At 35.1% G+C, this 20,631-nt stretch carries 17 protein-coding genes and 4 tRNA genes; 14 read left to right on the forward strand and 7 right to left on the reverse strand.

Annotation, left to right across the window (positions count from 1 at the left end):
• Window positions 1-212: 212 nt before the first annotated feature.
• The gene (locus ACMA47_RS09155; protein ID WP_034694620.1) at window positions 213-542 is read right to left on the reverse strand and encodes a hypothetical protein; all 330 of its coding nucleotides are present in this window, start codon (window positions 540-542) and stop codon (window positions 213-215) included.
• A 183-nt stretch (window positions 543-725) separates the two neighbouring features.
• On the opposite strand from ACMA47_RS09155, the gene ACMA47_RS09160 reads away from it, so the two are divergent.
• Window positions 726-1,907: a hypothetical protein gene (locus tag ACMA47_RS09160; protein ID WP_413929544.1), complete on the forward strand. Its 1,182-nt coding sequence runs from the start codon at window positions 726-728 to the stop codon at window positions 1,905-1,907.
• Window positions 1,891-2,472 (forward strand): hypothetical protein, encoded by a 582-nt coding sequence (locus ACMA47_RS09165; RefSeq protein WP_413929545.1) that lies wholly within the window; start codon window positions 1,891-1,893, stop codon window positions 2,470-2,472. Before ACMA47_RS09160 ends, ACMA47_RS09165 begins: the two co-directional genes overlap by 17 nt.
• On the opposite strand, the gene ACMA47_RS09170 is transcribed toward ACMA47_RS09165, so the two are convergent.
• Window positions 2,421-2,996, reverse strand: coding sequence for a 5-formyltetrahydrofolate cyclo-ligase (locus ACMA47_RS09170; protein ID WP_413929546.1), 576 nt, complete (start codon window positions 2,994-2,996; stop codon window positions 2,421-2,423). The genes ACMA47_RS09165 and ACMA47_RS09170 overlap by 52 nt on opposite strands.
• 71 nt (window positions 2,997-3,067) lie before the next feature.
• A complete protein-coding gene (locus tag ACMA47_RS09175) occupies window positions 3,068-4,429 on the reverse strand; it encodes a rhodanese-related sulfurtransferase (protein WP_413929547.1) in 1,362 nt (453 codons plus the stop codon).
• 340 nt (window positions 4,430-4,769) lie between these two features.
• Here ACMA47_RS09175 and ACMA47_RS09180 point away from each other — a divergent pair, with 340 nt between their 5' ends.
• Window positions 4,770-6,299, forward strand: coding sequence for a trypsin-like peptidase domain-containing protein (locus ACMA47_RS09180; protein ID WP_413929548.1), 1,530 nt, complete (start codon window positions 4,770-4,772; stop codon window positions 6,297-6,299).
• Between the two features lie 175 nt (window positions 6,300-6,474).
• Window positions 6,475-7,044 (forward strand): GNAT family N-acetyltransferase, encoded by a 570-nt coding sequence (locus tag ACMA47_RS09185; protein ID WP_413929549.1) that lies wholly within the window; start codon window positions 6,475-6,477, stop codon window positions 7,042-7,044.
• Between the two features lie 70 nt (window positions 7,045-7,114).
• On the opposite strand, the gene ACMA47_RS09190 is transcribed toward ACMA47_RS09185, so the two are convergent.
• The 3 genes from ACMA47_RS09190 to ACMA47_RS09200 form a co-directional block, all read right to left on the reverse strand.
• The gene (locus ACMA47_RS09190; RefSeq protein WP_034694594.1) at window positions 7,115-7,570 is read right to left on the reverse strand and encodes a hypothetical protein; all 456 of its coding nucleotides are present in this window, start codon (window positions 7,568-7,570) and stop codon (window positions 7,115-7,117) included.
• Window positions 7,570-7,950: a RidA family protein gene (locus ACMA47_RS09195; RefSeq protein WP_034694591.1), complete on the reverse strand. Its 381-nt coding sequence runs from the start codon at window positions 7,948-7,950 to the stop codon at window positions 7,570-7,572. The genes ACMA47_RS09190 and ACMA47_RS09195 overlap by 1 nt, the downstream gene beginning before the upstream one ends.
• Window positions 7,951-8,094: 144 nt before the next feature.
• Complete coding sequence (locus tag ACMA47_RS09200; RefSeq protein WP_413929550.1) at window positions 8,095-10,680, reverse strand: putative LPS assembly protein LptD; 2,586 nt, start codon at window positions 10,678-10,680, stop codon at window positions 8,095-8,097.
• A gap of 53 nt (window positions 10,681-10,733) precedes the next feature.
• Here ACMA47_RS09200 and ACMA47_RS09205 point away from each other — a divergent pair, with 53 nt between their 5' ends.
• The 10 genes from ACMA47_RS09205 to ACMA47_RS09250 all read left to right on the forward strand — a co-directional run bounded on the left by ACMA47_RS09205 (window position 10,734) and on the right by ACMA47_RS09250 (window position 18,192).
• Window positions 10,734-12,020: an N-acetylmuramoyl-L-alanine amidase family protein gene (locus ACMA47_RS09205; RefSeq protein WP_413929551.1), complete on the forward strand. Its 1,287-nt coding sequence runs from the start codon at window positions 10,734-10,736 to the stop codon at window positions 12,018-12,020.
• Window positions 12,021-12,080: 60 nt separating this feature from the next.
• Window positions 12,081-12,155 (forward strand) — tRNA-Glu (locus ACMA47_RS09210).
• 438 nt (window positions 12,156-12,593) lie between these two features.
• A complete protein-coding gene (locus tag ACMA47_RS09215) occupies window positions 12,594-14,645 on the forward strand; it encodes a DNA/RNA non-specific endonuclease (RefSeq protein ID WP_413929552.1) in 2,052 nt (683 codons plus the stop codon).
• Window positions 14,646-15,091: 446 nt separating this feature from the next.
• The gene (locus tag ACMA47_RS09220; protein WP_034694584.1) at window positions 15,092-15,412 is read left to right on the forward strand and encodes a hypothetical protein; all 321 of its coding nucleotides are present in this window, start codon (window positions 15,092-15,094) and stop codon (window positions 15,410-15,412) included.
• Between the two features lie 66 nt (window positions 15,413-15,478).
• Window positions 15,479-15,733: a 30S ribosomal protein S20 gene (gene rpsT / locus ACMA47_RS09225; RefSeq protein WP_002983073.1), complete on the forward strand. Its 255-nt coding sequence runs from the start codon at window positions 15,479-15,481 to the stop codon at window positions 15,731-15,733.
• Window positions 15,734-15,743: 10 nt separating this feature from the next.
• Window positions 15,744-15,815, forward strand: a tRNA-Glu gene (locus ACMA47_RS09230).
• Between the two features lie 82 nt (window positions 15,816-15,897).
• Window positions 15,898-15,969 (forward strand) — tRNA-Glu (locus ACMA47_RS09235).
• Between the two features lie 63 nt (window positions 15,970-16,032).
• Window positions 16,033-16,104 (forward strand) — tRNA-Glu (locus tag ACMA47_RS09240).
• A gap of 301 nt (window positions 16,105-16,405) precedes the next feature.
• The gene (locus ACMA47_RS09245) at window positions 16,406-17,179 is read left to right on the forward strand and encodes a T9SS type A sorting domain-containing protein (RefSeq protein ID WP_413929553.1); all 774 of its coding nucleotides are present in this window, start codon (window positions 16,406-16,408) and stop codon (window positions 17,177-17,179) included.
• A 224-nt stretch (window positions 17,180-17,403) separates the two neighbouring features.
• On the forward strand, window positions 17,404-18,192 hold the full coding sequence (locus ACMA47_RS09250) for a T9SS type A sorting domain-containing protein (protein WP_413929554.1): 789 nt from the start codon (window positions 17,404-17,406) through the stop codon (window positions 18,190-18,192).
• A 165-nt stretch (window positions 18,193-18,357) separates the two neighbouring features.
• Here ACMA47_RS09250 and ACMA47_RS09255 read toward each other — a convergent pair whose 3' ends face one another.
• A complete protein-coding gene (locus ACMA47_RS09255) occupies window positions 18,358-20,616 on the reverse strand; it encodes a DUF5074 domain-containing protein (RefSeq protein ID WP_413929555.1) in 2,259 nt (752 codons plus the stop codon).
• Between the last annotated feature and the right edge of the window lie 15 nt (window positions 20,617-20,631).

Here is a 20,631-nt window from a genome sequence, read left to right on the forward strand (position 1 = left end):
AAAAAGTTGGGGAACAGCTATTGTTATGATCAAAATGACTTCTCTCTTCCTGCTCCCAGCTTCCCAACTTAGTTAAAACCTGCTATCCTTATTTCCGAACTCAGGTTATTATTAAAAATGAGATTGCTTCGCCTTCGGCTCGCAATGACTAAGCATAAAAAAACCGTTTCACTGGGTGAAACGGTTCTTTTATTGTTAAGCGTATGCTAGAATTATTTCTTAGCAGCATCTTTAGCAGCATCAGCAGCTCCTTTAGCAGCATCAGCAGCTCCTTTAGCAGCGTCAGCAGCTCCTTTAGCAGCATCTTTAGCAACTTCAGCACCAGCAGCAGTAGTAGCAGCAGCAGCATCTTTAGTAGCTTCTACAGCAGTAGTTGCAGCAGAATCAACAACTTTAGCAGCTGAATCAGAAACTACAGCAGCAGAATCAGCTACAGTAGCAGCAGCAGAATCAGTTGTACCTTCAGTAGCAGTAGCTTCAGTTTTTTTACAAGCAACTAGAGAGATTGCAGCGATAGCAGCTACGAATAATGACTTTTTCATAATAAATTAAATTTAATTTTGTTAATATTGTTTTATAAAATTTTCTTCTGTTCTGTTATTTGAACAAGACAAAGGTAGAGCAGTTAGAAAATTTGTCTATGAAAAATAATTGTAATACCTTTGTAAAATAGTTTTACAAAAAAACATAGCTGATAATCAACAATTTAATTATTTTTTGAAAAATTGACAGATTTAGATCTATTACACTTTGAACAGCTAAAAAAGGATGTTCAGGGTCAATACTTAAAAGAATATACCCCTTCGCAGGATGACATATCCAAGTGGAAGGGTATAGATATTATATATTTTCAGGAAGACCTTCGAAAAAAAGCGAAAGGAAACATCAGTGAAAAGTCATTTTACACTTACTTTAAAACTTCACCGGTTACTAAACTACCAAGAATAGATATGCTCAATTTATTGAGTATTTATGCGGGTTACAACTCATGGTACGATTTCAAGAAACAGCATCTTTTTGCGGGTGAATTACTTCAGGAAAATGAAAATTTTGACGAAGAAGATCTCGATGAACTTGAAAAAACAGTTTCTGAAGCTCCTGAACTTCCAAAAATTGAATTTCAACCCAAAAAAGTTGAAATCAGGACCCCGGAAAACACTGATTTACAAAAATCAAATACTGAAAATCAGCCAATTACACAAAACAAAGCAACAACAAATGAGATTGAAATTTCAGCTGTTCCGCCTAAGAAAAATTTCTTCAAAAAGAATGCCTGGGCACTTGTTACTTCAGTTTTGATTACGATTACCGGACTTTTAGGTTTTAAAGATGTACTTTTTTCAAAAACTTACAAATATTGTTTCATCGATAAAGACAGAGGAGTTTCTGTGATCAATACCTTAGAAATAATGGTAGTGAAAGAAAATGAATCTCCATTGATGTATAAAATAAAACCGGGTGAGTGTTTTTATTATTCTACCAAGGATAAAAATTTAAAAATGCGAATCAGTGCTCCTTTCTACGAACCTCTGGAAGTAAACAGAAATCTTGAAAATGCCCCTGAAGAAGAAAAAATAGAACTAAAGCCTGATGATTATAAGATGGCTGTCTATTATTTCTCTATCAAAGATATCAAAGGAGGAAATCCTGACGAACAGGTTGCACTCATTAAGCAGAAGAGAAACCAGCTGGAAAACCTAATCAGCAGTAATGCGGTGATCTACCAGGTATATGATAATGATACCTACGGAATAGAAAGATTGGATAAGCAGAAATATATCACGCTGGTAACGACTCCAACAACCTCACTGAAAAACCTGAATGTAATAGAAATGAAAAAGGATACCAAAGGTAAGATTGTATCCATCAAATTTAAAATTGCTACCACAGATGAAAAGAATAAGTAATTTTTTAATTTTCACCGTGCTTCTGACTTTATTTATTGCCTGTAATAATAAAACATCAGAGGTGAGCGACCTCGATAAACTACGAAACAGCAACAATGAAAAAAGCTATCCTGCCGTACAGATGGATAGTATGCAGGCGATTAATTCCATCACCAAACAGAAAGTTCAGGAACTTCTTGATCTGTCTACCTTATATCTTAGCGGAAACAGAAATACAGAAATAGATACCGTGATTTATTCACAAATGGAAAGTTATTTCCACAAACCGGACTCTCTTACCTTCAAAACATTGCTGAAAGAACTTGACAGCATGAAAGCAAAAACAGCTAAGGTGAGCAACCTGAATGTTTATAAAGAGTTTTATAAAAAAGATACATTAGACTACGCTAAGTTCAATGTGGAATACTTTGACAATAAAAATAAGTCGTTGGGAAGTTTTGAAAAGAATGCACAGTATATCCTGCTTTCTACTTCCAAGCTTAAAAAAGAATTTAAATTTTACTTTTTAGATTTTTATTCCAAACCGCTTAAGAAAGACAGTACTTCAGTAGCAGTAACCAAATAGTCCAGAGGAATATCATTTTCCCAGACATCATCCACATATTCATCGGGGTCAAAGTAATTGACTCCGATTTTTTTTGTCTCCCCAGATATACTTTGAAACAAGCCATCATAAAATCCTTTACCATAGCCTACCCTATTCCCTTTTTTGTCGCAATACAACAAAGGCGTAATCACATAATGAAAGTATTTTTCGCCAGAATCTTCATTGGAAACAGGTTCTGAAATCCCCCAATTGTTGGTTTCAAAAACAGTATCTTCAAAGATCTCAATATTAATAAGTTTATCTCCAACAATTTTAGGTACATAAACACGGATGTTTTGCGCTAAAAAATATTGAATGAAGATTTGGGTATCAATTTCTTTTCTTGCCGGAATTGGAATGAAAATGTGTACTTTCTCTGATTCTTTTGGCTTGAAATACTGAATGAAATTTTCAAAAATCTTCTCCGATAACAAGAAAGCCTCATCGGTAGACAAGGCTTTTCTTTTTTGAGTATATTTTTTTCTAAGCTCAGCTTTTAGCATAATTATTAAGTTATTTGAACTGAAATAATTGTTACCTGACAAGCTTTTGCAGCTTTATCGCTTATTTGGGATTATGCGTTTTGCACAATTCTGTATAGTTTATCAGACAGACGAACTCTGAATGGAAGTTCGAAAGTGATCTGATCTCCTGGTTTTGCCGTTTCGCAAGGACCTCCGTTAGCATAGATTTCAGTAACAGTAACTTCCTGTTCTCCTGTTGTCGGACCTGAAATTAATATTTTATCTCCTACTGACAGATCTTTATTTTCAATTAAAAACTGTGCAATTTTTGATTTTGAATAGTAATGCTCGGCCTTTCCAATCAATTCTTTTTTAACAGCAATCTTTTGACGGATATTTTTAGTTTCAGCTTTTGCTAAAGGTTTATCTGATAAATCTCCAGAATTTTTGAATTTCAAAGCATCTGATTTTCCTTTTCTGAATACTTTATTTCCAACCTGAAGTCCTTTTCTTAATTTCACCTGCTCATCCCAAGGTAAATGAATGGTATCCAGACATTCCGTAGAACAGCAGTTTTCCATTGCCGCTTTACATTCGTCACATTGTATGAATAGAAGGTGGCAAGCATCATTAGCACAGTTCGTATGGTTATCACAAGGTTTTCCACACTGATGGCATTGTGAAATAATATCGTCTGTAATTCTCTCCCCTAAACGGTGGTCAAATACAAAGTTTTTACCAATAAACTTACTTTCAATTCCTTCTTCTTTTATCTGGCGTGTATATTCAATGATACCTCCTTCTAATTGATAAACATTTTTGAAACCCTGATGTTTGAAATAAGCACTTGCTTTTTCACAGCGGATTCCTCCGGTACAGTACATCAAAAGGTTTTTATCTTCTTTAAAATCCTGCAGCTGTTCATTAATGATCGGTAAACTTTCTCTGAAGTTTTCCACATCCGGAGTAATTGCTCCTTCAAAATGTCCCACTTCACTTTCGTAGTGATTTCTGAAATCTACGACAATCGTATTCGGATCTTCTAATAAATTATTGAACTCCTGAGCTTTTAAGTGAATCCCTTTATTGGTAACATCAAAAGTCTCGTCATTCAAACCGTCAGCAACAATTTTGTTTCTGACTTTTATCGTTAATTTTAAAAAAGAATAATTGTCCTGGTCTACCGCTACATTCAAACGGATTCCTTTCATGAAGTCATATACTTCCAGCGTATCACGAAAAGCCTCAAACTGATCAGCAGGAACACTCATCTGAGCATTGATTCCTTCTTTAGCAACATAAATACGGCCAAGCGCATCAAGTGCATTCCAGGCTATAAATAATTCGTCGCGAAATTTTTTGGGGTCTTCGATTTTGGCATACGCATAGAAAGACAAAGTAAGACGGTCTTTACCGGCTTCATCAATAAGTTGAGCTCTTTCTTCTGCGCTTAAGGTGTTATACAGTTGCATGCTATAAACGTTTTAAGTGAGAATAAAATTTTTGCAAAGATAATAATTTTTGAATTAAGTATCTTTATGACACAAATCACGAACAATAAATAATGAACGATTGGCAGTGAAAAACCGATGACTTTGTCTGATGAATCTGCCATATTTTCATTAATTTTTTTTTAAGTTTTGTTAACTATGGCATTAACAATTATGACATAAGGCATAAAATGATATAATAGCCGTTAAATTTTAGTTAAAATTGAAACATAGCATACTAATTGCTTACTTATTTAACATTAAATTTGTTTACTCAAAAACATAAAAAGAAAAATTAATTAATAAACAAGAAAGATATACAATGAAGAGTACTTTAAAAAAACTATTACCATTTGCAGTAGTTGGAGTCATTTCCGGAGCTACTACCGTTGGAGCTTTACAATATTTCGGACATAGCTCCAACAATGGAGATCAATCGTATTTCACAACAGCAGCCCCTAACACTTCATTCGCAGGAATGAATACGGGAGCGGTAGGTGATGATTTTGTAAAAGCAGCTAAAACAACCGTTCCGGCTGTAGTTACCATTAAAAACTACCAGAGCAGAACAGCAAGCAGAGCTTCAGAACAGGATTTGTTTGACTTTTTCTTCGGAGATCCTTTCGGAGGAAGAGGCCAGCAGAGACAGAAGCAGCAGCAGGCTCCTGATAATATGCCATCGGGAATGGGTTCTGGTGTAATCATCTCTCCGGACGGTTATATCATTTCCAATAACCACGTGGTAGCAGGTGCCAATAAGCTGGAAGTTGTACTAAGCAACAAAAAATCATATATCGCAACTTTGGTTGGAACAGACCCTAACACGGATATCTCTTTACTTAAGATTGAAGAAAAAGGTCTTCCTTATCTGAATTTTGCGAATTCTGACAATATTGACGTGGGACAATGGGTTCTTGCTGTAGGAAATCCATTGGGATTAAATTCAACAGTAACAGCAGGTATTGTTTCTGCAAAAGGAAGAGGTATCGGAATCTTAGGAAGCCAGGGAAAAGCCACTAATCCTATTGAAAGTTTCATTCAGACGGATGCTGCTATTAACCCGGGTAACTCAGGAGGAGCTTTGGTAAATACAAATGGAGAGCTTATCGGGATCAACTCTGCGATTCAGTCTACTACAGGATATTACCAAGGATATGGATTTGCAGTGCCTTCTAACTTAGCAAGAAAAATTGTTGAGGATATCAAGAAATTCGGAATTGTACAGAGAGGATTCTTAGGTGTTCAGTCTTTAGATCTTTCGAATGATCAATTGGTAACTTCTTACAACAAACAGTTCAAAACAAATCTAAAAGTAGGTTCCGGAATTTATGTTACAGGATTTGGTGAAAACAGTGGCGCTGAAGATGCAGGATTGAAAAAAGGAGATGTAATCACTAAAGTAGACAACTACGATATCACGGATTTTGCTGATCTTTCCATGTCTATCGGAAGCAAACGTCCTGGTGATAAAGTTCAGGTAACATATTCAAGAAATGGTAAAGAAGCTACTACTACTGTAACGCTTAGAGACCAGAAAGGAGGTACTTCTACCAGAACGAAAGCAGATCTTACTGTAACTGAAAAAATCGGAGCTGAATTTGATCCACTTACAGAGCGTTTCAAAACAGAATACGGACTGAACAGTGGTGTGGTTGCTAAAAACGTATCTGAGGGCAGCGAAATGGCTAAAATCGGAATCGTAGACAACTATATCATCATTGAAGTCAATGGTAAACCGGTCAATTCACAGAAAGATGTTGAAAAGATCCTTGAGAAATACCAAGGAAATGTACAGGTGAAATTCGTAGATGATTACGGAAGAATTTATACCAAAGGATTTAAAATGCCTTAATTGAATTTTTGATTTAATATTAAAAAAGCTAACCATTCTTATTTAAGAATGGTTTTTTTATGAAAAAAAATAAGATAATTAAACTCAATCCAGAAACTAATGAAAATCATATAAAACACTGGTTAACACTATATAATAATTCTATTTTTAATATATTTGAAAAAACAAAAAATGCATGAAAAAAGCCACTTATAAGGATAGAGAAAAAGTCGTTAATATTTTATGCCAGGCTTTCATAAACGTTCTTATTCCCAATTCTATCAATTTTGTTATAAAGAATTCCGGCAACAGATATAAAAGATTGAAAGCATTAATGGAGTTCCAATTTGATTTATCAATACTAAATGGAAGTATATTTCTTAGTGATGATCACAAAGGGTGTATTTTATACTTAGATAAATTCCAATTCAGTTTAAAAAAAATCTGGCTTGAAATAAAATTACTGTTCAATTGTATTGGAATTGAAAATATCTTTAAAGTTTTACAACGAGAAAAACTCTTAGCAAAGTTTCATCCGGAAGAAAAATTTGTTCATTTATGGTTAATGGCTGTAGTTCCCGGTGAACAAGGAAAAGGAATAGGTACAAAACTTTTAAAGGAATCTATGAATAAATATGAAAACGATCTCGTATATGTTGAAACAACAACATTAGAAAATAGAACCTTCTATCAACAAAATGGATTTACCATTTTCCATGAAACCTTTGAGCTGGACTATCCTCTTTATTTTTTGAAATATGTTTAATAAGGAAATCTATTAATTCCTTTCATATCAACAAAAAACGCTGCAGAAATCTGCAGCGTTTTTTTATTATTTATTTAGACTTGTTCATTTTATCAGCGATACTTTTCTTTTTATTTCTTTCATAGATCACTTCTACAATCTTACCTCCAATCCAGGAAAACGGAAAGAATGTAAGGAAAATGGAGATCTTATAAAATGTAGGATGATATGGAAAAATAATAACATCCAACATGGCAATAAAAAGCATAATAAAGCCAATCAGAATAGCATAGGCTACTTTAGCATATTTAACAATGATAGCGGTTGCCACTCCCCCAATAGTAGTCCCTAATCCGGAAATAAACAAAAGGAAGCCGAAAAATGCCTTATCATCTTTCATACTGAAAAGAAACCTTTGCCAGTGCTCAAACGGAGCAAAAGCCTCAAAAGTTACCCATTGCGGAAAAGCTCTTATACCAAGAGTAATAATAAGTCCTGCAATACCAAGACCTATCAGAACCGCAATTGTATTTCTTATAAAGTTCATTAATCCTGATGTGCAATCATAGAAATTTCGATATCCACATTTTTAGGCAAACATGAAACCTGTACTGTTTCACGCGCAGGATAGCTTTCTGAATCTAAGTAAGATGCATAGATATCGTTCATTACAGCAAAATCATCCATACTCTTAAGGAAGATAGTAGCTTTTACAACATTTTTGAAAGTCATGCCGGCTTCAGTAAGAATCGCTTCAAGGTTTTTCATTACCTGGTGCGTTTCTTTTTCAATTCCTTCTACCAATTTACCAGTTGCAGGATCTACAGGAATCTGTCCGGAGATATACAAAACTCCGTTGGCCATATTAGCTTGTGAATAAGGTCCGATAGCTGCAGGTGCATTAACTGTGTTGATTATTTGTTTCATAGCGGATATTTATTTTTTTCTATGGTTATATACAATCACTATCTGGCAATATTCGTTGGTTTTTGAATTCTGCCAACAGTGATTTCATTAGAATTTATTTTGCTTGCAAATATAAAATTTATATTGTCAAATGCCAATCTGATATTAGAAAGGTGCATTAGGCTGGGTAAAGCTTCTGTCTTTGTACTTCAATGCGTCACTTAAGATATTGGCTTTGATACCGATAAAGAAGTCATACACTTTATACTGTCCGAAAGGAACCCAGTTGAAATTGATCGTAAAACTTCGCTGATCTCTTGAAAAACCAATTCTTGTATACGCCAATTCTTTAGTCACCATGTCATAATGTGTACTTCCGTTAATATTCCAGTAAGGAGTTAACTTGATACTACCGTCCAATCCTATGGATGCAATTTTATTGGCAAATTTGCTTAATCCTTTTGAGTATGCATAATTCGCACTGATATTTAAAGTCCACGCCTGATCAAAGTGAGCATAATGATCATCATCAAAATAATAATTCTCATTTCGGACCTCTCCCTTCGAAGAATACTTCTTGGCATAATCTGTTTTCTCTCCAAAAATCTCACTGCTTAAAGGATAAGATAGCTGAACGTTGAATCCCTGTACACTGAAATGACCGAACTGTTCTGTTCTCACTCCCGTATTCTCTCCTGATGAGAAATCAATTTTATAAGGTTCTAGTGCAAGACTGGTATTTACAGTAAGTTTATTATTGAAAAAAGAAGACTGTCCGTTGATTGAAAATACAGACCAAGGATGATCTTTAGCGGCAAAGTTGTAGCTTCCTGCAAGGTTTAAAGATTCAAAAATTTTGATTTTCTTTACCCCTGTAGAATCACTCTTAGACTTTACTTTCATCTCGATATTGTTACCGATATTGAAACCTAAGGCTCCCTGCATACCACTTGACGGGCTTCCGATAATTCCTTTTTCAAAAATAGAATATGGCGTCAGCGCTCCTGTTGCATTATAATAGTTTCTGTAATATCCGAAGTTAGGACTTGAAAAGTCCGGTGAATAAGTAAAACTCAAACTTGGAGTCATCATATGTCTCACCGCTTCTACTGTAGATCCTTTTTTGAATTTCATCATTCCGAAAAGCGTTGTCTGAAGACTGGCAGAAGTGGAGAAAGTAGAGTATCCTGTAAAGTTTTTGTTAATCTCGTCAACCGTTACATTTTTTACCGGATCATAATATCTGTTCAACGTTTTTGTTGTCAAAGCATTGTCGATATTGGCACTTAAACTGAAAGTGAAATATTTTGCCAATGTTGTATTGGTAGCTAATGCGATATTGTTTTTAAGTCCTGTCTGCATTTTATCCCACATTTCTTTTTTAAACAACTCATTCTCCTGAGTATTTACGAAATTGGTAAGGTTGAACCCGGTATTTACCGTAATATTTTCAAGAAGTCCCTGTCTGATTCCTGTTCTTGATTTAAATAAATAGAACTGGTTGATGGCTACGTTCATCTGTGGAAGACGAAGGTCTGCCAATCCTGTGGCAAAGTTCTGAGAATAAGAAGCCGTTCCTGTAATAGTCATCGGAAGTTTCAGGAATCTTTTGGTAAGGGTTACCGTAGAGTTCTGCTGAGTATTCAATACATTCTGGTTGAAAATATAGTTGTTATTCAGCGGGTTATTATAGAACTTGGTACTTACAATATCCACAGAAGCACTGAATGTAAGGAAAGGATTGGCCTTAGAATCCTGTGAGTGTGTCCAGTTGATTCTATACGTACTGTTTTTAGTATAATCATCCAAACCTTTAATTCCTCTTACCATAGTACCGATGTCTGCAGTAAAGTTTCCTGAATAGCGGTATTTTTTCTGGTAATTCACCTGAGGACGTAAGTTCCAGCTTCCTTTTGTATAAATATCTGCTAAAACTTTAAGGTCGAAGTGCTCTCCAATGGGTTGGTAATATCCTATCCCGTTCAGGAAGAAACCTACATCTTCTCTTTCTCCAAAACTCGGGATCAGAATACCGGCTGCCCTTTTATCTGAAAACGGTAAAATAGCAAACGGAAGGTAAAGCGGTGTAGGTACCTGCTCGATAAACATCTGAATAGGACCTGTAACGATCTGGGATTTTGTTTTGGTTTTAATCAGCTTAATATTATAAGCTCTCATAAAATAATCCGCAGCCGTATCTTTTTTCTTAATGAAATAATCATCCGTTGTATAATCCGCTTTTCTCATTGCGAATACGGAATCATTATATTTTTTAGTCTTCTGAGCTATAATTACCCCTTCACTTTCTTCTGTTCTTGCATTGAAAGCAATCGCCTGTTTGGTTTTTGTATTATAGCTGAACTCGTTGGTTTCGTATTTTTTCCCGGCCTGCGTCGTAATTACAGGTTCTACAATTTTCCCTAAAGAGTCTTGTTTCCCTCGCGCATAGATCAGATTTTTGTTATCATCAATAGAGATATAATCTGCATCAATCTGCATATCCTGATATTTTACCTGAGCATTTTTGTTCAGGAATGTCATCTTTTTAGGGACATCTCTCCTCTGATCATCCGCTTTTGTACGAAGAACATCATTTAAGGGTTCTTTTTTTACAACTATGGTATCCTTTTTGGAAATAGTATCATTAACCGCATTTTTAGGCAATTTTTCAGGAGTTTTCTGTGCTAAAAAATTGTTAAAAATTAGGATAATTAAAATTTGTAATATATTTTTGAAGACGGTTTTGGCCAATTTTATACTATATAATTAAGGCCCAAAATTAATATAATTTTTATAACTGTAAGATGCACAAACAAAATTTTAAAATAATTTTATCATTTCTCCTTATCCTAACCAGCAACTTTATTTTCTCTCAAAAGAAGTTTACTATCGTTCTGGACGCGGGACACGGAGGAAGTGATCATGGAGCCAACAGGACATATTCCGACATTGGAAGAGTCGCAGAAAAAGACATTACACTTGCCATTACGTTAAAAGTAGGTGCCATGTTGGAGAAAAACAGAGATTTCAAAGTAATATATACCCGTAAAATTGACGAATACCCTTCTCTGTCTGACAGAACCAATCTGGCCAACAGGAGCAAAGCAGATCTTTTTGTTTCCATCCACTGTAATTCTTCCCAAAGACCTACAGCCTATGGTACCGAAACTTATGTACAGGGACCTAACCAGAATAACGAAAATCTTGAAGTAGCCAAAAGGGAAAATGACGTGATCTTCCTGGATGAAAAAGATAAGCAAACCTTTGGTTCTTATAATCCTGATTCTCCGGAGTCATTAATTGCCCTGAAACTTCAGCAAAGTAAATATCTGGAATCAAGTCTTCTTCTGGGAGGATTGGTAGAAGATAACTTTGTTAATAAAGATAAAAGATCCTCAAGAGGTGTATTTCAGAAAAACCTTCACGTTCTCCGTATGAACGCGATGCCATCTGTACTGATAGAAACAGGTTTCATCAACCATCCTGAAGAAAGTCACTATATTGCTTCAGACAAAGGACAGAGTGAAATTGCTGAAAGTATCTATAATGCTATTATAGATTACAAAAAGGCTATTGACAGAAAATCCGGAGGTTCTATTGCAGTCAGAAAGCCTGAACCTGAAAAACCGGCAGAAGTTCCTTTGAAAAACGATTTCAGAATTCTATTGATGAGTTCTCCTACGAAATACAATGAAAATGATCCTGCCCTGAAAGGTCTGAACTATATTCTTACTCTTAAAGAAAACGGACAATACAAGTATTACTATGCTGTAACCAATATGGCTTCGGTAAAAGATATTAATCTTAAAACAGCGAAAGATGCAGGTTTCAGAAATGCATTTGCTGTAGGATTTATGCCGAATCAGAGAATCAGCATGGGATACTATACGATCGAAGTGTATGCAGGCGATAAGCTGAATGGCAATTCTTATATCCTCCAGAATTTAAAAGATGTGGAACGAAATAAGGACAATGGTGTATTTTACTACACCTATGGAAAGGTATATACATTAGAAGATGCTGTAAAACTTCAAAAGGAACTTGAAGCTAAAGGTGTCAAAAATACTGTGATACAAAAGGTCTACAAATAAATCAAAAAAAATAATTTTGAAGTTTAAAAGTTAATTCCTACTTTTGCAACCTCAAAATTTGGCCTATTCGTCTAGTGGTCAGGACTCAAGATTTTCATTCTTGCAACAGGGGTTCGATTCCCCTATAGGCTACCAAACTACATCAATCAATCCCTAACTAATATAAGGTTCAGGGATTTTTTTATTCTAAAAGTCAACGGAATCTCCACGGATTTTAAAAGAACTCTTGTACACACTTTGTACAGGTGAATTTCGAAAATATTTCTTCATCTCTTTTAAAGATTCTTTAGAGCAATAGTTTCATTTTTTCCCAATATCCACAAAGCAAACTTTTGATTGCCCCATATTATATTTCTGATTTCAGGAACCGTTTTGAGCCAATAAAAACTCAACCTCAAAATCACGAAAAAGGGTAATTGAAATAATTCTGATTATAACTGAAATTTGTACTCATACATAGTCTAAGTATTGTACAAACTGAACACCGTTGTAAAAAACCGAGCATCAAATTAAAGTATAGGAGCAGAGAATTTGCACTCTTATAAACAGTCGTAAAAAACTAATTAAAAACATATGAAACTATCCAATCTAAAATTCATAGCAGAGACTGAAAAAAGATTTTCAAAATTGAGTCTTCCTCATTCTAAAGCAGTAATTGAATCACCAACATGGTTAAGTGAGAAAGTTATTATTAACGAAAGATTAGATCACCTTGTTTCAAATCGCTTTGAACCTTTCAATCTTGCAAAGGAAAGAATCTTGAAGAAAAATGATTTAATGAGTATAAATTATTTACAATTGGGTTTTTTAGCCTCAAATCCTGTATGCAGAATTCACGTAAAGAATATAAATGGTGGTAACGTAGGTTTTGGAACTGGTTTTTTAATTTCTCCCAATCTCTTGCTCACAAACAATCATGTACTTGAAAATGAGGATGACGCCCAACATAGTCTGGCTGAATTCAATTTTCAATACGACCAGTTTGGCGAGCCTACAGTAAGCCATATATTTACTTTTAATGTAAGTAAATTCTTTTATACAAATGAAAGATTAGACTTTACAATTGTCTATGTAAACCCCGATTCTAAAAGCAAGATTAAACCACTTTATCATTTTGGATTTTTAAAGCTTACTGAGGACCCGAATAAAGCACTCGTTTCAGAATACGTGTCAATTATACAACATCCTTCAGGACAATACAAGCAGATTGCTATTAGGGAAAACCAATTAATTGCTAAAACAGCAGACTTTATAACCTATTTTACAGACACTGCACCAGGCTCCTCCGGCGCACCTGTTTATAATGATCAGTGGCAGGTTGTTGCACTGCATCATAGCGGAGTCCCCCGAAAGGACGAACAAGGTAATTACTTGTGTAAGGACGGAACTATATTTCAAGAAAACATGGATGAGAATCTTATAGACTGGATTGCCAATGAAGGAGTGAGAATTAGTTCCATTCTGCAAGATATTAAAAGCAACATAAACAATATACGGGCAAAATTTCCCAATAATTTGGTTGAGGAAATATTCAATAATTCAAATTCAATTTCCGAGGCACAAATCTTAACAGAACAAAATCTCCATCAACCTCCATCTGACAATAAAAAATTAAACGAAATGAGCAACAAAATTACATTTAACGTACCAGTTGAAATCACGATAGGCATAGGCTTTACAGACAACTTGGCTTTACAAAATACAACAGACAGTATTCCCACTAACCAAGATACGAATGAGCAGTCTTTCTTCATAGAAAAAGCAAAAAACCCAAATTACAAGGGTAGAAACGGATATGACGCAAACTTTGTAAGCTCAGATAATTTCAAAATTGAAATCGAGGACTTATTAAAATCTCAAAGTAAAAATTTAGCACCATTATTAAACCTTACAGACACCAACAAAAACCTTCTGCATTATTTTAATTTTTCGATAGCCATCCATAAGAGCCGAAAGCTATGTATTATGACAGCAGTCAATATCGATGGGAATAGTCTTGATCCTATAAAAAGAGAAAATACAAAATGGATAATTGATCCAAGAATGGACGAGAAATATCAAACAGGTCCAGCCGTGTATGCAGATAATGATCTGGATCGCGGACATATGGTTAGGAGATTGGATCCTGTTTGGGGACCAAATGCAGCAGATGCAAATGATGATACTTTTCATTTTTCAAATTCTACTCCACAACATAAAGACCTGAACCAAAAGACCTGGTTAAGCCTTGAAAACTATATATTGGATAGTGCGGGACGGGAAGATATTAAAGTTTCCGTTTTTACAGGTCCTGTATTTAGTGAAGATGACATTCCATACAGAGGTGTTTTGTTGCCATTACAATTTTGGAAAGTGGCCGTGATGATAAAAGCAGATGGAACACCTTCCGTAAGCGGCTATATGTTAAAACAACCAGATAACATTGAAGATTTTAGAAATAAAGAAGGAATCAGAGAGGATGGTTTTGGTCAATTTGAGACTTATCAGGTTCCATTACAAAAAATTGCAGATCTAACGGGTATTGCTTTCAATGACTACAATGAATTTGATCCTTTAAACAGAGTTGATTTGCGTGAAACCCTACAACTTATTGAAATTACAGGGAAAGATGATATAAAATTATAAATCCCCTGTATTACTTAAAAAAAATCACTTTTAATCTGAAAATATTGAACATCAAACTTTTTTTTGAGAACAATAAAGAAGGACAATTAATTGCCCTTCTTTATTATTTAAAATAACTTTTAGGCTATTGATTTTCAATACCAAGACCTCGTTCAGAAATATTTTTAATCATTAAGAGTAATGAAAACTTTTCAAATTTTGAGACTTATATTCATGAAGTAACATCAAAATTTTAGGATACTGACAGTCTGATAATTACTGTCATTATACTGAAAAGACAGGGACTTTTATTTGAAAAAAGCATTCCATTTATGTTATATGTCACAAAAGCATTATATTTGCAAAAATTTTACCATACTTGGTCACACAAATATGGAAACACTGATGAAAAATATTATTGATAAATCATTGTTTGTAGTTTTCTACAGACTATCAAATTTTATATCATGCCGGATTTAAAAATACAAGAAGCGAAATTGCTTTTTAAGAAAATCCACTCTAACCCAAAAAGTTATGATCTACAAATCAATGAAGGCGGGATTACAGGCAGAGATGATAAAATCAGTTTCAGACTTTACAGGACTGGAGAAAGGGTTGCTTTTGAAGTAACAATTGACGAACTTACTTTCACCAATACCACTGGAGAATGGAATAATGCACTGATCATGCTGGGAAATACGATCAAAAAAATAGAGAAAGAACAAGAAAATTTAAAAATAGAACAAGCAATAAATAAACTGAGAAAGTACCTATCAGAAGAAAATTAAAATTTTTAAAAATAAATTTGGTAGTTTAAAAAAAAGTTTATAGTTTTGCACTCACATTTAAACGATATGGCAAATCATAAATCAGCACTAAAGAGAATCAGACAAAACGAAACTAGAAGACTTCGTAACAGATATTACCACAAGACTGCTAGAACAGCTTTAAAAGCTTTAAGAAATGAAGAGAACAAAGCTGCTGCTACAGAACAATTGCCAAAAGTTATCGCTTTATTGGATAAATTAGCTAAGAAAAATATTATCCACAAGAACAAAGCGGCTAACTTGAAAAGCAAATTAACAAAGCACGTTAATAAATTAGCGTAACAATATAGCTGGCCCGTTCGTCTATCGGTTAGGACCTCAGATTTTCATTCTGGTAAGAGGGGTTCGATTCCCCTACGGGCTACTTACATCTTATAAGACCACTGTAACAACGGTGGTTTTATAAAGATCGCCGTAGAAAAAGCTATATTTAAATAAATCTAACCGGCCCGTTCGTCTATCGGTTAGGACCTCAGATTTTCATTCTGGTAAGAGGGGTTCGATTCCCCTACGGGCTACAATAAGAGTTGATACTTATAAAAACAAAAGCTAACACATTACTTCGGTAATGGAAGATAGAGGGCCCGTTCGTCTATCGGTTAGGACCTCAGATTTTCATTCTGGTAAGAGGGGTTCGATTCCCCTACGGGCTACAAAAGGACTTTTTCGAAAGTCCTTTTTTCGTTTCTATATATTCTATTTCAGTAATTTCTTCCCAAAAGCATCAACAGGTTTAAGCTTTCTATAGTTATTACACCTACTCTAGCGAGCGAAAACGGGATTTTTTTTCAGTCAACATATCTCACCGACAAAACTTCTTATGTTATTTTCATCACAGCCCGTGAAGTCATATTAAATTTCATTAAAAATATCACCAATAATGGAAATATTATTTCATACTTCTTCCATTAATCCTTAAATTTGAATAAAACTATTCATTCTAAAATATATAACATGAAATTCAATTTATTTTCGGGAAGCCCATCTTCTTTAAAAGCCGGATTGATGGCTTTATTTTTATTTTCCGCCAGCACTATGTCAATGGCACAAAACAGAATTTATGCCCATGCGCAAAGCTCAGGAGTATTCGGAGTAGCCTGCCTTGGATGTCGTATAGATAATCCATTGAATGCTATAGGGGATAATGAAGATGACTACTCAACAATGGTATTAGGCACAGTGCTATTGGGAGGAATCCAGCAAACGCTGATTTTCCCAGATCTGAGAGCAGACACTAGGTTGGTAGTAGGAATCGGAACAGACAATATTCCATTATCTGTACAGTTATTAAGCGGAGTAACACTTGAAACCATGAATGGCGGTACATCTAATGACGACAGAAGAACAATTGATGTAAGTCTTCTTAAACTGGGTGCAACTCCTAACAGAGGTACGGTAGAATTCAAACCTACAAAACCTTATGATGGAATAAGAATCGGATTAACAGGTGGCGTTCTCAGCCTCGGTGGTGGTTTCAGAATCTATTATGCTTACCAGGATCCCTTAATGAATATTATGGCTCACAGTCAAAACGGACAAATTACTCTTGGCGGAAATGTTCCTGTAGAAGGCTCAGAAGTTACTTTGTTCAATACTTCAGGAAAAGAAGTATTCCGTTCTACATTGAGATCAAATACATTTGAGTCAAAACAACCGGAAGGTGTCTATCTCATGAATGTACAAACTAAAGAAGGTAAAACATATTCCAGAAAAATTTTAATCAAATAATTCAATAAGCGATATAATAAATGCGGTAGACTTTTTAAAGCTACCGTATTTTTTTCATTCATTCTCAGACAAATACAACCGTATAATTATTAAATAAAAATAGATTCATAATTACAAATATCAATAAATTATTAACAAATCACATAATTATGAAATAAAATAAGTAACATAATCATTTTATTTATAAATTTACAAAAAAGCTAAAACCCAAAATTTTTCTACATATGAAAACTTATTTATTATTTGGCCAACGCACGATGAAAGCTGCAATCCTGGCATCATTCCTATTTTTAACCAACGCAATGTCTACTGCACAAATTGTAAAAACTTATGCAAGCAGCCAAACCAATCAGGTTCTTGGAGTATGCCTGGGTTGTGGTGTATTAAATCCTCAAAATGCTGTAGGAAGCAACGAGAATGACTACTCTACTTTACAGGTTTCAGTAGGTCTTCTTGCAAGAACAGAACAGACATTGATCTTCCCTACAACCAATATTGCGAACAATACCAACAAACTTGTTATTGCTATTGGTTCCAACGGAACTCCTCTATCTGCTCAGGTATTGGGTGGTGCATCTATTGAAACATTTAACGGAGATGTTTCCAATAACGATTACACAAGTCTTGCGACAAAACTGATCAACCTTGGAGCAGGCGATCCAAGCAAAGGTGAAATTGAGATGACCATGAACATCCCTTTTGACCGTATCAAAATTAATGTTAACTCAGGATTATTGAATATTGGTGGAGAACTTAGAGTATACTATGCTTACCAATACAAAGATCCTTTCATCAATTTCATGGCTCACAGCAAGGATGGACAGTTTACTCTAGATAAAAATGTTTCTGCAGAAGGTTCAGAGGTTACTCTTACCAATACTTCAGGAAAAGAAGTATTCCGTTCTAAACTGACATCAAATTCTTTTGAAACCAAACAACCACAAGGAGTATATATTATGAAACTTCAGACAAAAGAAGGAAAAACATACTCTAAAAAAGTGATTATCAAATAAGAAAATACATAACAGATCGAACCCGGCAAGCTTTTCAAGCTTGCCGGGTTTTTATATCCCATTGATGAACCTATCCCATCTAAAATCATACTGAAGGACAAATAAAAACCTCTGATCAACATTGACCAGAGGTTTTATTTAACAAGATTACGATCTAAACTCGTATTAGTTTTTGATTAATTTTTGCTGATAAACCGCTTTATCTGTCACAGCTTTTAAAATATAAATACCTTTTGGAAGTGCACTTACATTGATCTGTCCATTGTTCAGCTGAGCATTAACAATTCTTCCTGATGGATCGTAAATAGAAACATTCTGGATTTTCTCCTGTGTTTTAATAGTAAGAATATCAGTAACCGGATTTGGATAAATACCAAATTCAAGTTTCTTCACCTCAGCGGTTGCCAAAGTGGAAGCTGTACTGTTTACTGTAAGTGTTTTTTCTACAAGCTTACCGTTTGAGTTAAAGCTGATCACAATATCAGATGTCCCTGAAACAAGTGGCGTTAGAACCAGTTCATCATTCTCATTAATCGCAGCAGAAACGGTTGTAGGATTGCTGTTTGATTTGATTGATTTTACTACTGACACAGCCAAATTATCAGCATCAGAAACGATTGATTTCAGATCAATAACAGTTGTATTTCCTGCTATAACCTGTGAAGGTAAAACGTTACTTACAACAGGAGCTGAATTATTGGTAAATACCGTCAATGCAGGGAACCAATAATAGTCATTCAATGTTTTTGTATTGATAAGAGCACCCGTCATATCATACGTATGAATCCAGTTTTTCTGGTAATGCGCACCGTATCCGCTTTCTGTAGTATTCAGAACCAGTTCTCCGGTAATAGGGTTTACACGAAGTGCTGCTCCGTAAGGAATTTGTTTAAACTGACCTGTTTGTCCAGGAATTGCAGCAAAGTTTTCATTAAATGTTTTCGTTGTTACATCGAATCTTACAATCTGTGTTCCTGAGCTCCAGCTGCTGATTGAATTAATCCAATATAAAGCATTCTCTTTATTACTTGCTGAAAATTTACCAGCATTCCATGCGCCCCAGTCTCCGATATATTTCGTTGTAGGAATATTATAAACCTGAGTAGCAAAAGTAGTAGGATTAATGTTGATCAGTTTCTGATCCTGAATTCCCCAAACACTTCCGTCTTTAGCCTGAGCAACTGAGTAGAAACCTCCGGCAATTGTACTCACTATCGTATCAGTATTAGGATTAATCACTAAAATTCCTACTCCTTGCTTCACTGCAAAAACATATTGTGAAGTACGGATCATGTTTCCGATCTGTCCGTTTCCACCTGTACCGGTAATTAAAGAACCTACCTGTAAATTATCAATATTGAAAGTAACAATTCCAGTAGAAGTACCGATATATCCTTTATGTTCGTTTACTCCCACAAATGATCTACCGTCACCACCTCCGATATTATTAAATCCTGCAAGTTTCTGCATGGTCTGCGCATTGGCTACAACCAATCTTCCTCCAGGAGTATATTGAGTATCTCCTCCATCAGCAGCTTGTTTTGAAACAAAATAGAATTTATCACCATAGATTGTTCCGTATTGTGTAGTTGCCCCGAAAGCTTGATTATTGTTTGCGTTACTGTACACACGATAGTTAATCTGTCCATTGTTATCAATGAAGTTAACAGAACCGTTAGTATGTCCGAACCATTCTTCATTCACCATGAAATATCCATTGGTAAAGTTATTGGAAGCAACATACGGAGAAACCGGAGTAATGGTAGAAGAAATAGGAGTTTGATTAAATCCTACGTTAAAATTCCAGACATCCCAGGAACCATTTTCCAATACACGCGAAGAAGCTCCCACGCTAGAATATCCGAAATCAGCATCTGCAGGGTTCTTTACCCAATATGACCAGTACCCGTTAACCGTCCATCCGGACTGCCAGTGATCGTTAGCCGCATCTACAATGGTGTAGCTGTCAAAATCATAAGCAGTTGTATTCACGAAACCATTTACCGGATATAACGGATAAGTGGTATTTCCGCTTTTGATCAGTGCATTAGTTCCCTGACCGTTCAGATCAAAACCAATTCCACCAACAGCTGATCCAAACTGTGTTCCCTGATACAGCAATGTGTATAATCTGTGATCTGCTTTAGCAATAGCTTTCAGCATATCTTCACCGGTAGCATTTCCATTCCATTTGAATCCCCAAACCATGGCATCAGGATTCTTACTGTCATTCCACTGTACTACAAAAGCAGCCTGATTGGTTCCTGATCCTACCCAATATTGAATATCAGAAAAACTGATAGTCGTGGTATTAAGTTTGCTGATCCCTTGAATATCATTTCTGGGTACACCTTGAACTTTTATCTGTGCATTCGATACGCATGCAAACAGAAAAAGCATCATAAAAAGATAAAACTTTTTCATTTTTTATTAATTTAA

The sequence above is a fragment of the Chryseobacterium sp. T20 genome (genome assembly GCF_047345655.1).
Taxonomy (GTDB): Bacteria; Bacteroidota; Bacteroidia; order Flavobacteriales; family Weeksellaceae; genus Chryseobacterium.

Coding starts and splice junctions, on each gene's coding strand:
- ACMA47_RS09155 (WP_034694620.1), bottom strand. CDS start 542: ATGAAAAAGTCATTATTCGTAGCTGCTATCGCTGCAATCTCTCTAGTT.
- ACMA47_RS09165 (WP_413929545.1), top strand. CDS start 1,891: ATGAAAAGAATAAGTAATTTTTTAATTTTCACCGTGCTTCTGACTTTA.
- ACMA47_RS09170 (WP_413929546.1), bottom strand. CDS start 2,996: ATGCTAAAAGCTGAGCTTAGAAAAAAATATACTCAAAAAAGAAAAGCC.
- ACMA47_RS09175 (WP_413929547.1), bottom strand. CDS start 4,429: ATGCAACTGTATAACACCTTAAGCGCAGAAGAAAGAGCTCAACTTATT.
- ACMA47_RS09180 (WP_413929548.1), top strand. CDS start 4,770: ATGAAGAGTACTTTAAAAAAACTATTACCATTTGCAGTAGTTGGAGTC.
- ACMA47_RS09185 (WP_413929549.1), top strand. CDS start 6,475: ATGAAAAAAGCCACTTATAAGGATAGAGAAAAAGTCGTTAATATTTTA.
- ACMA47_RS09190 (WP_034694594.1), bottom strand. CDS start 7,570: ATGAACTTTATAAGAAATACAATTGCGGTTCTGATAGGTCTTGGTATT.
- ACMA47_RS09195 (WP_034694591.1), bottom strand. CDS start 7,950: ATGAAACAAATAATCAACACAGTTAATGCACCTGCAGCTATCGGACCT.
- ACMA47_RS09205 (WP_413929551.1), top strand. CDS start 10,734: ATGCACAAACAAAATTTTAAAATAATTTTATCATTTCTCCTTATCCTA.
- ACMA47_RS09215 (WP_413929552.1), top strand. CDS start 12,594: ATGAAACTATCCAATCTAAAATTCATAGCAGAGACTGAAAAAAGATTT.
- ACMA47_RS09220 (WP_034694584.1), top strand. CDS start 15,092: ATGCCGGATTTAAAAATACAAGAAGCGAAATTGCTTTTTAAGAAAATC.
- rpsT (WP_002983073.1), top strand. CDS start 15,479: ATGGCAAATCATAAATCAGCACTAAAGAGAATCAGACAAAACGAAACT.
- ACMA47_RS09245 (WP_413929553.1), top strand. CDS start 16,406: ATGAAATTCAATTTATTTTCGGGAAGCCCATCTTCTTTAAAAGCCGGA.
- ACMA47_RS09250 (WP_413929554.1), top strand. CDS start 17,404: ATGAAAACTTATTTATTATTTGGCCAACGCACGATGAAAGCTGCAATC.
- ACMA47_RS09255 (WP_413929555.1), bottom strand. CDS start 20,616: ATGAAAAAGTTTTATCTTTTTATGATGCTTTTTCTGTTTGCATGCGTA.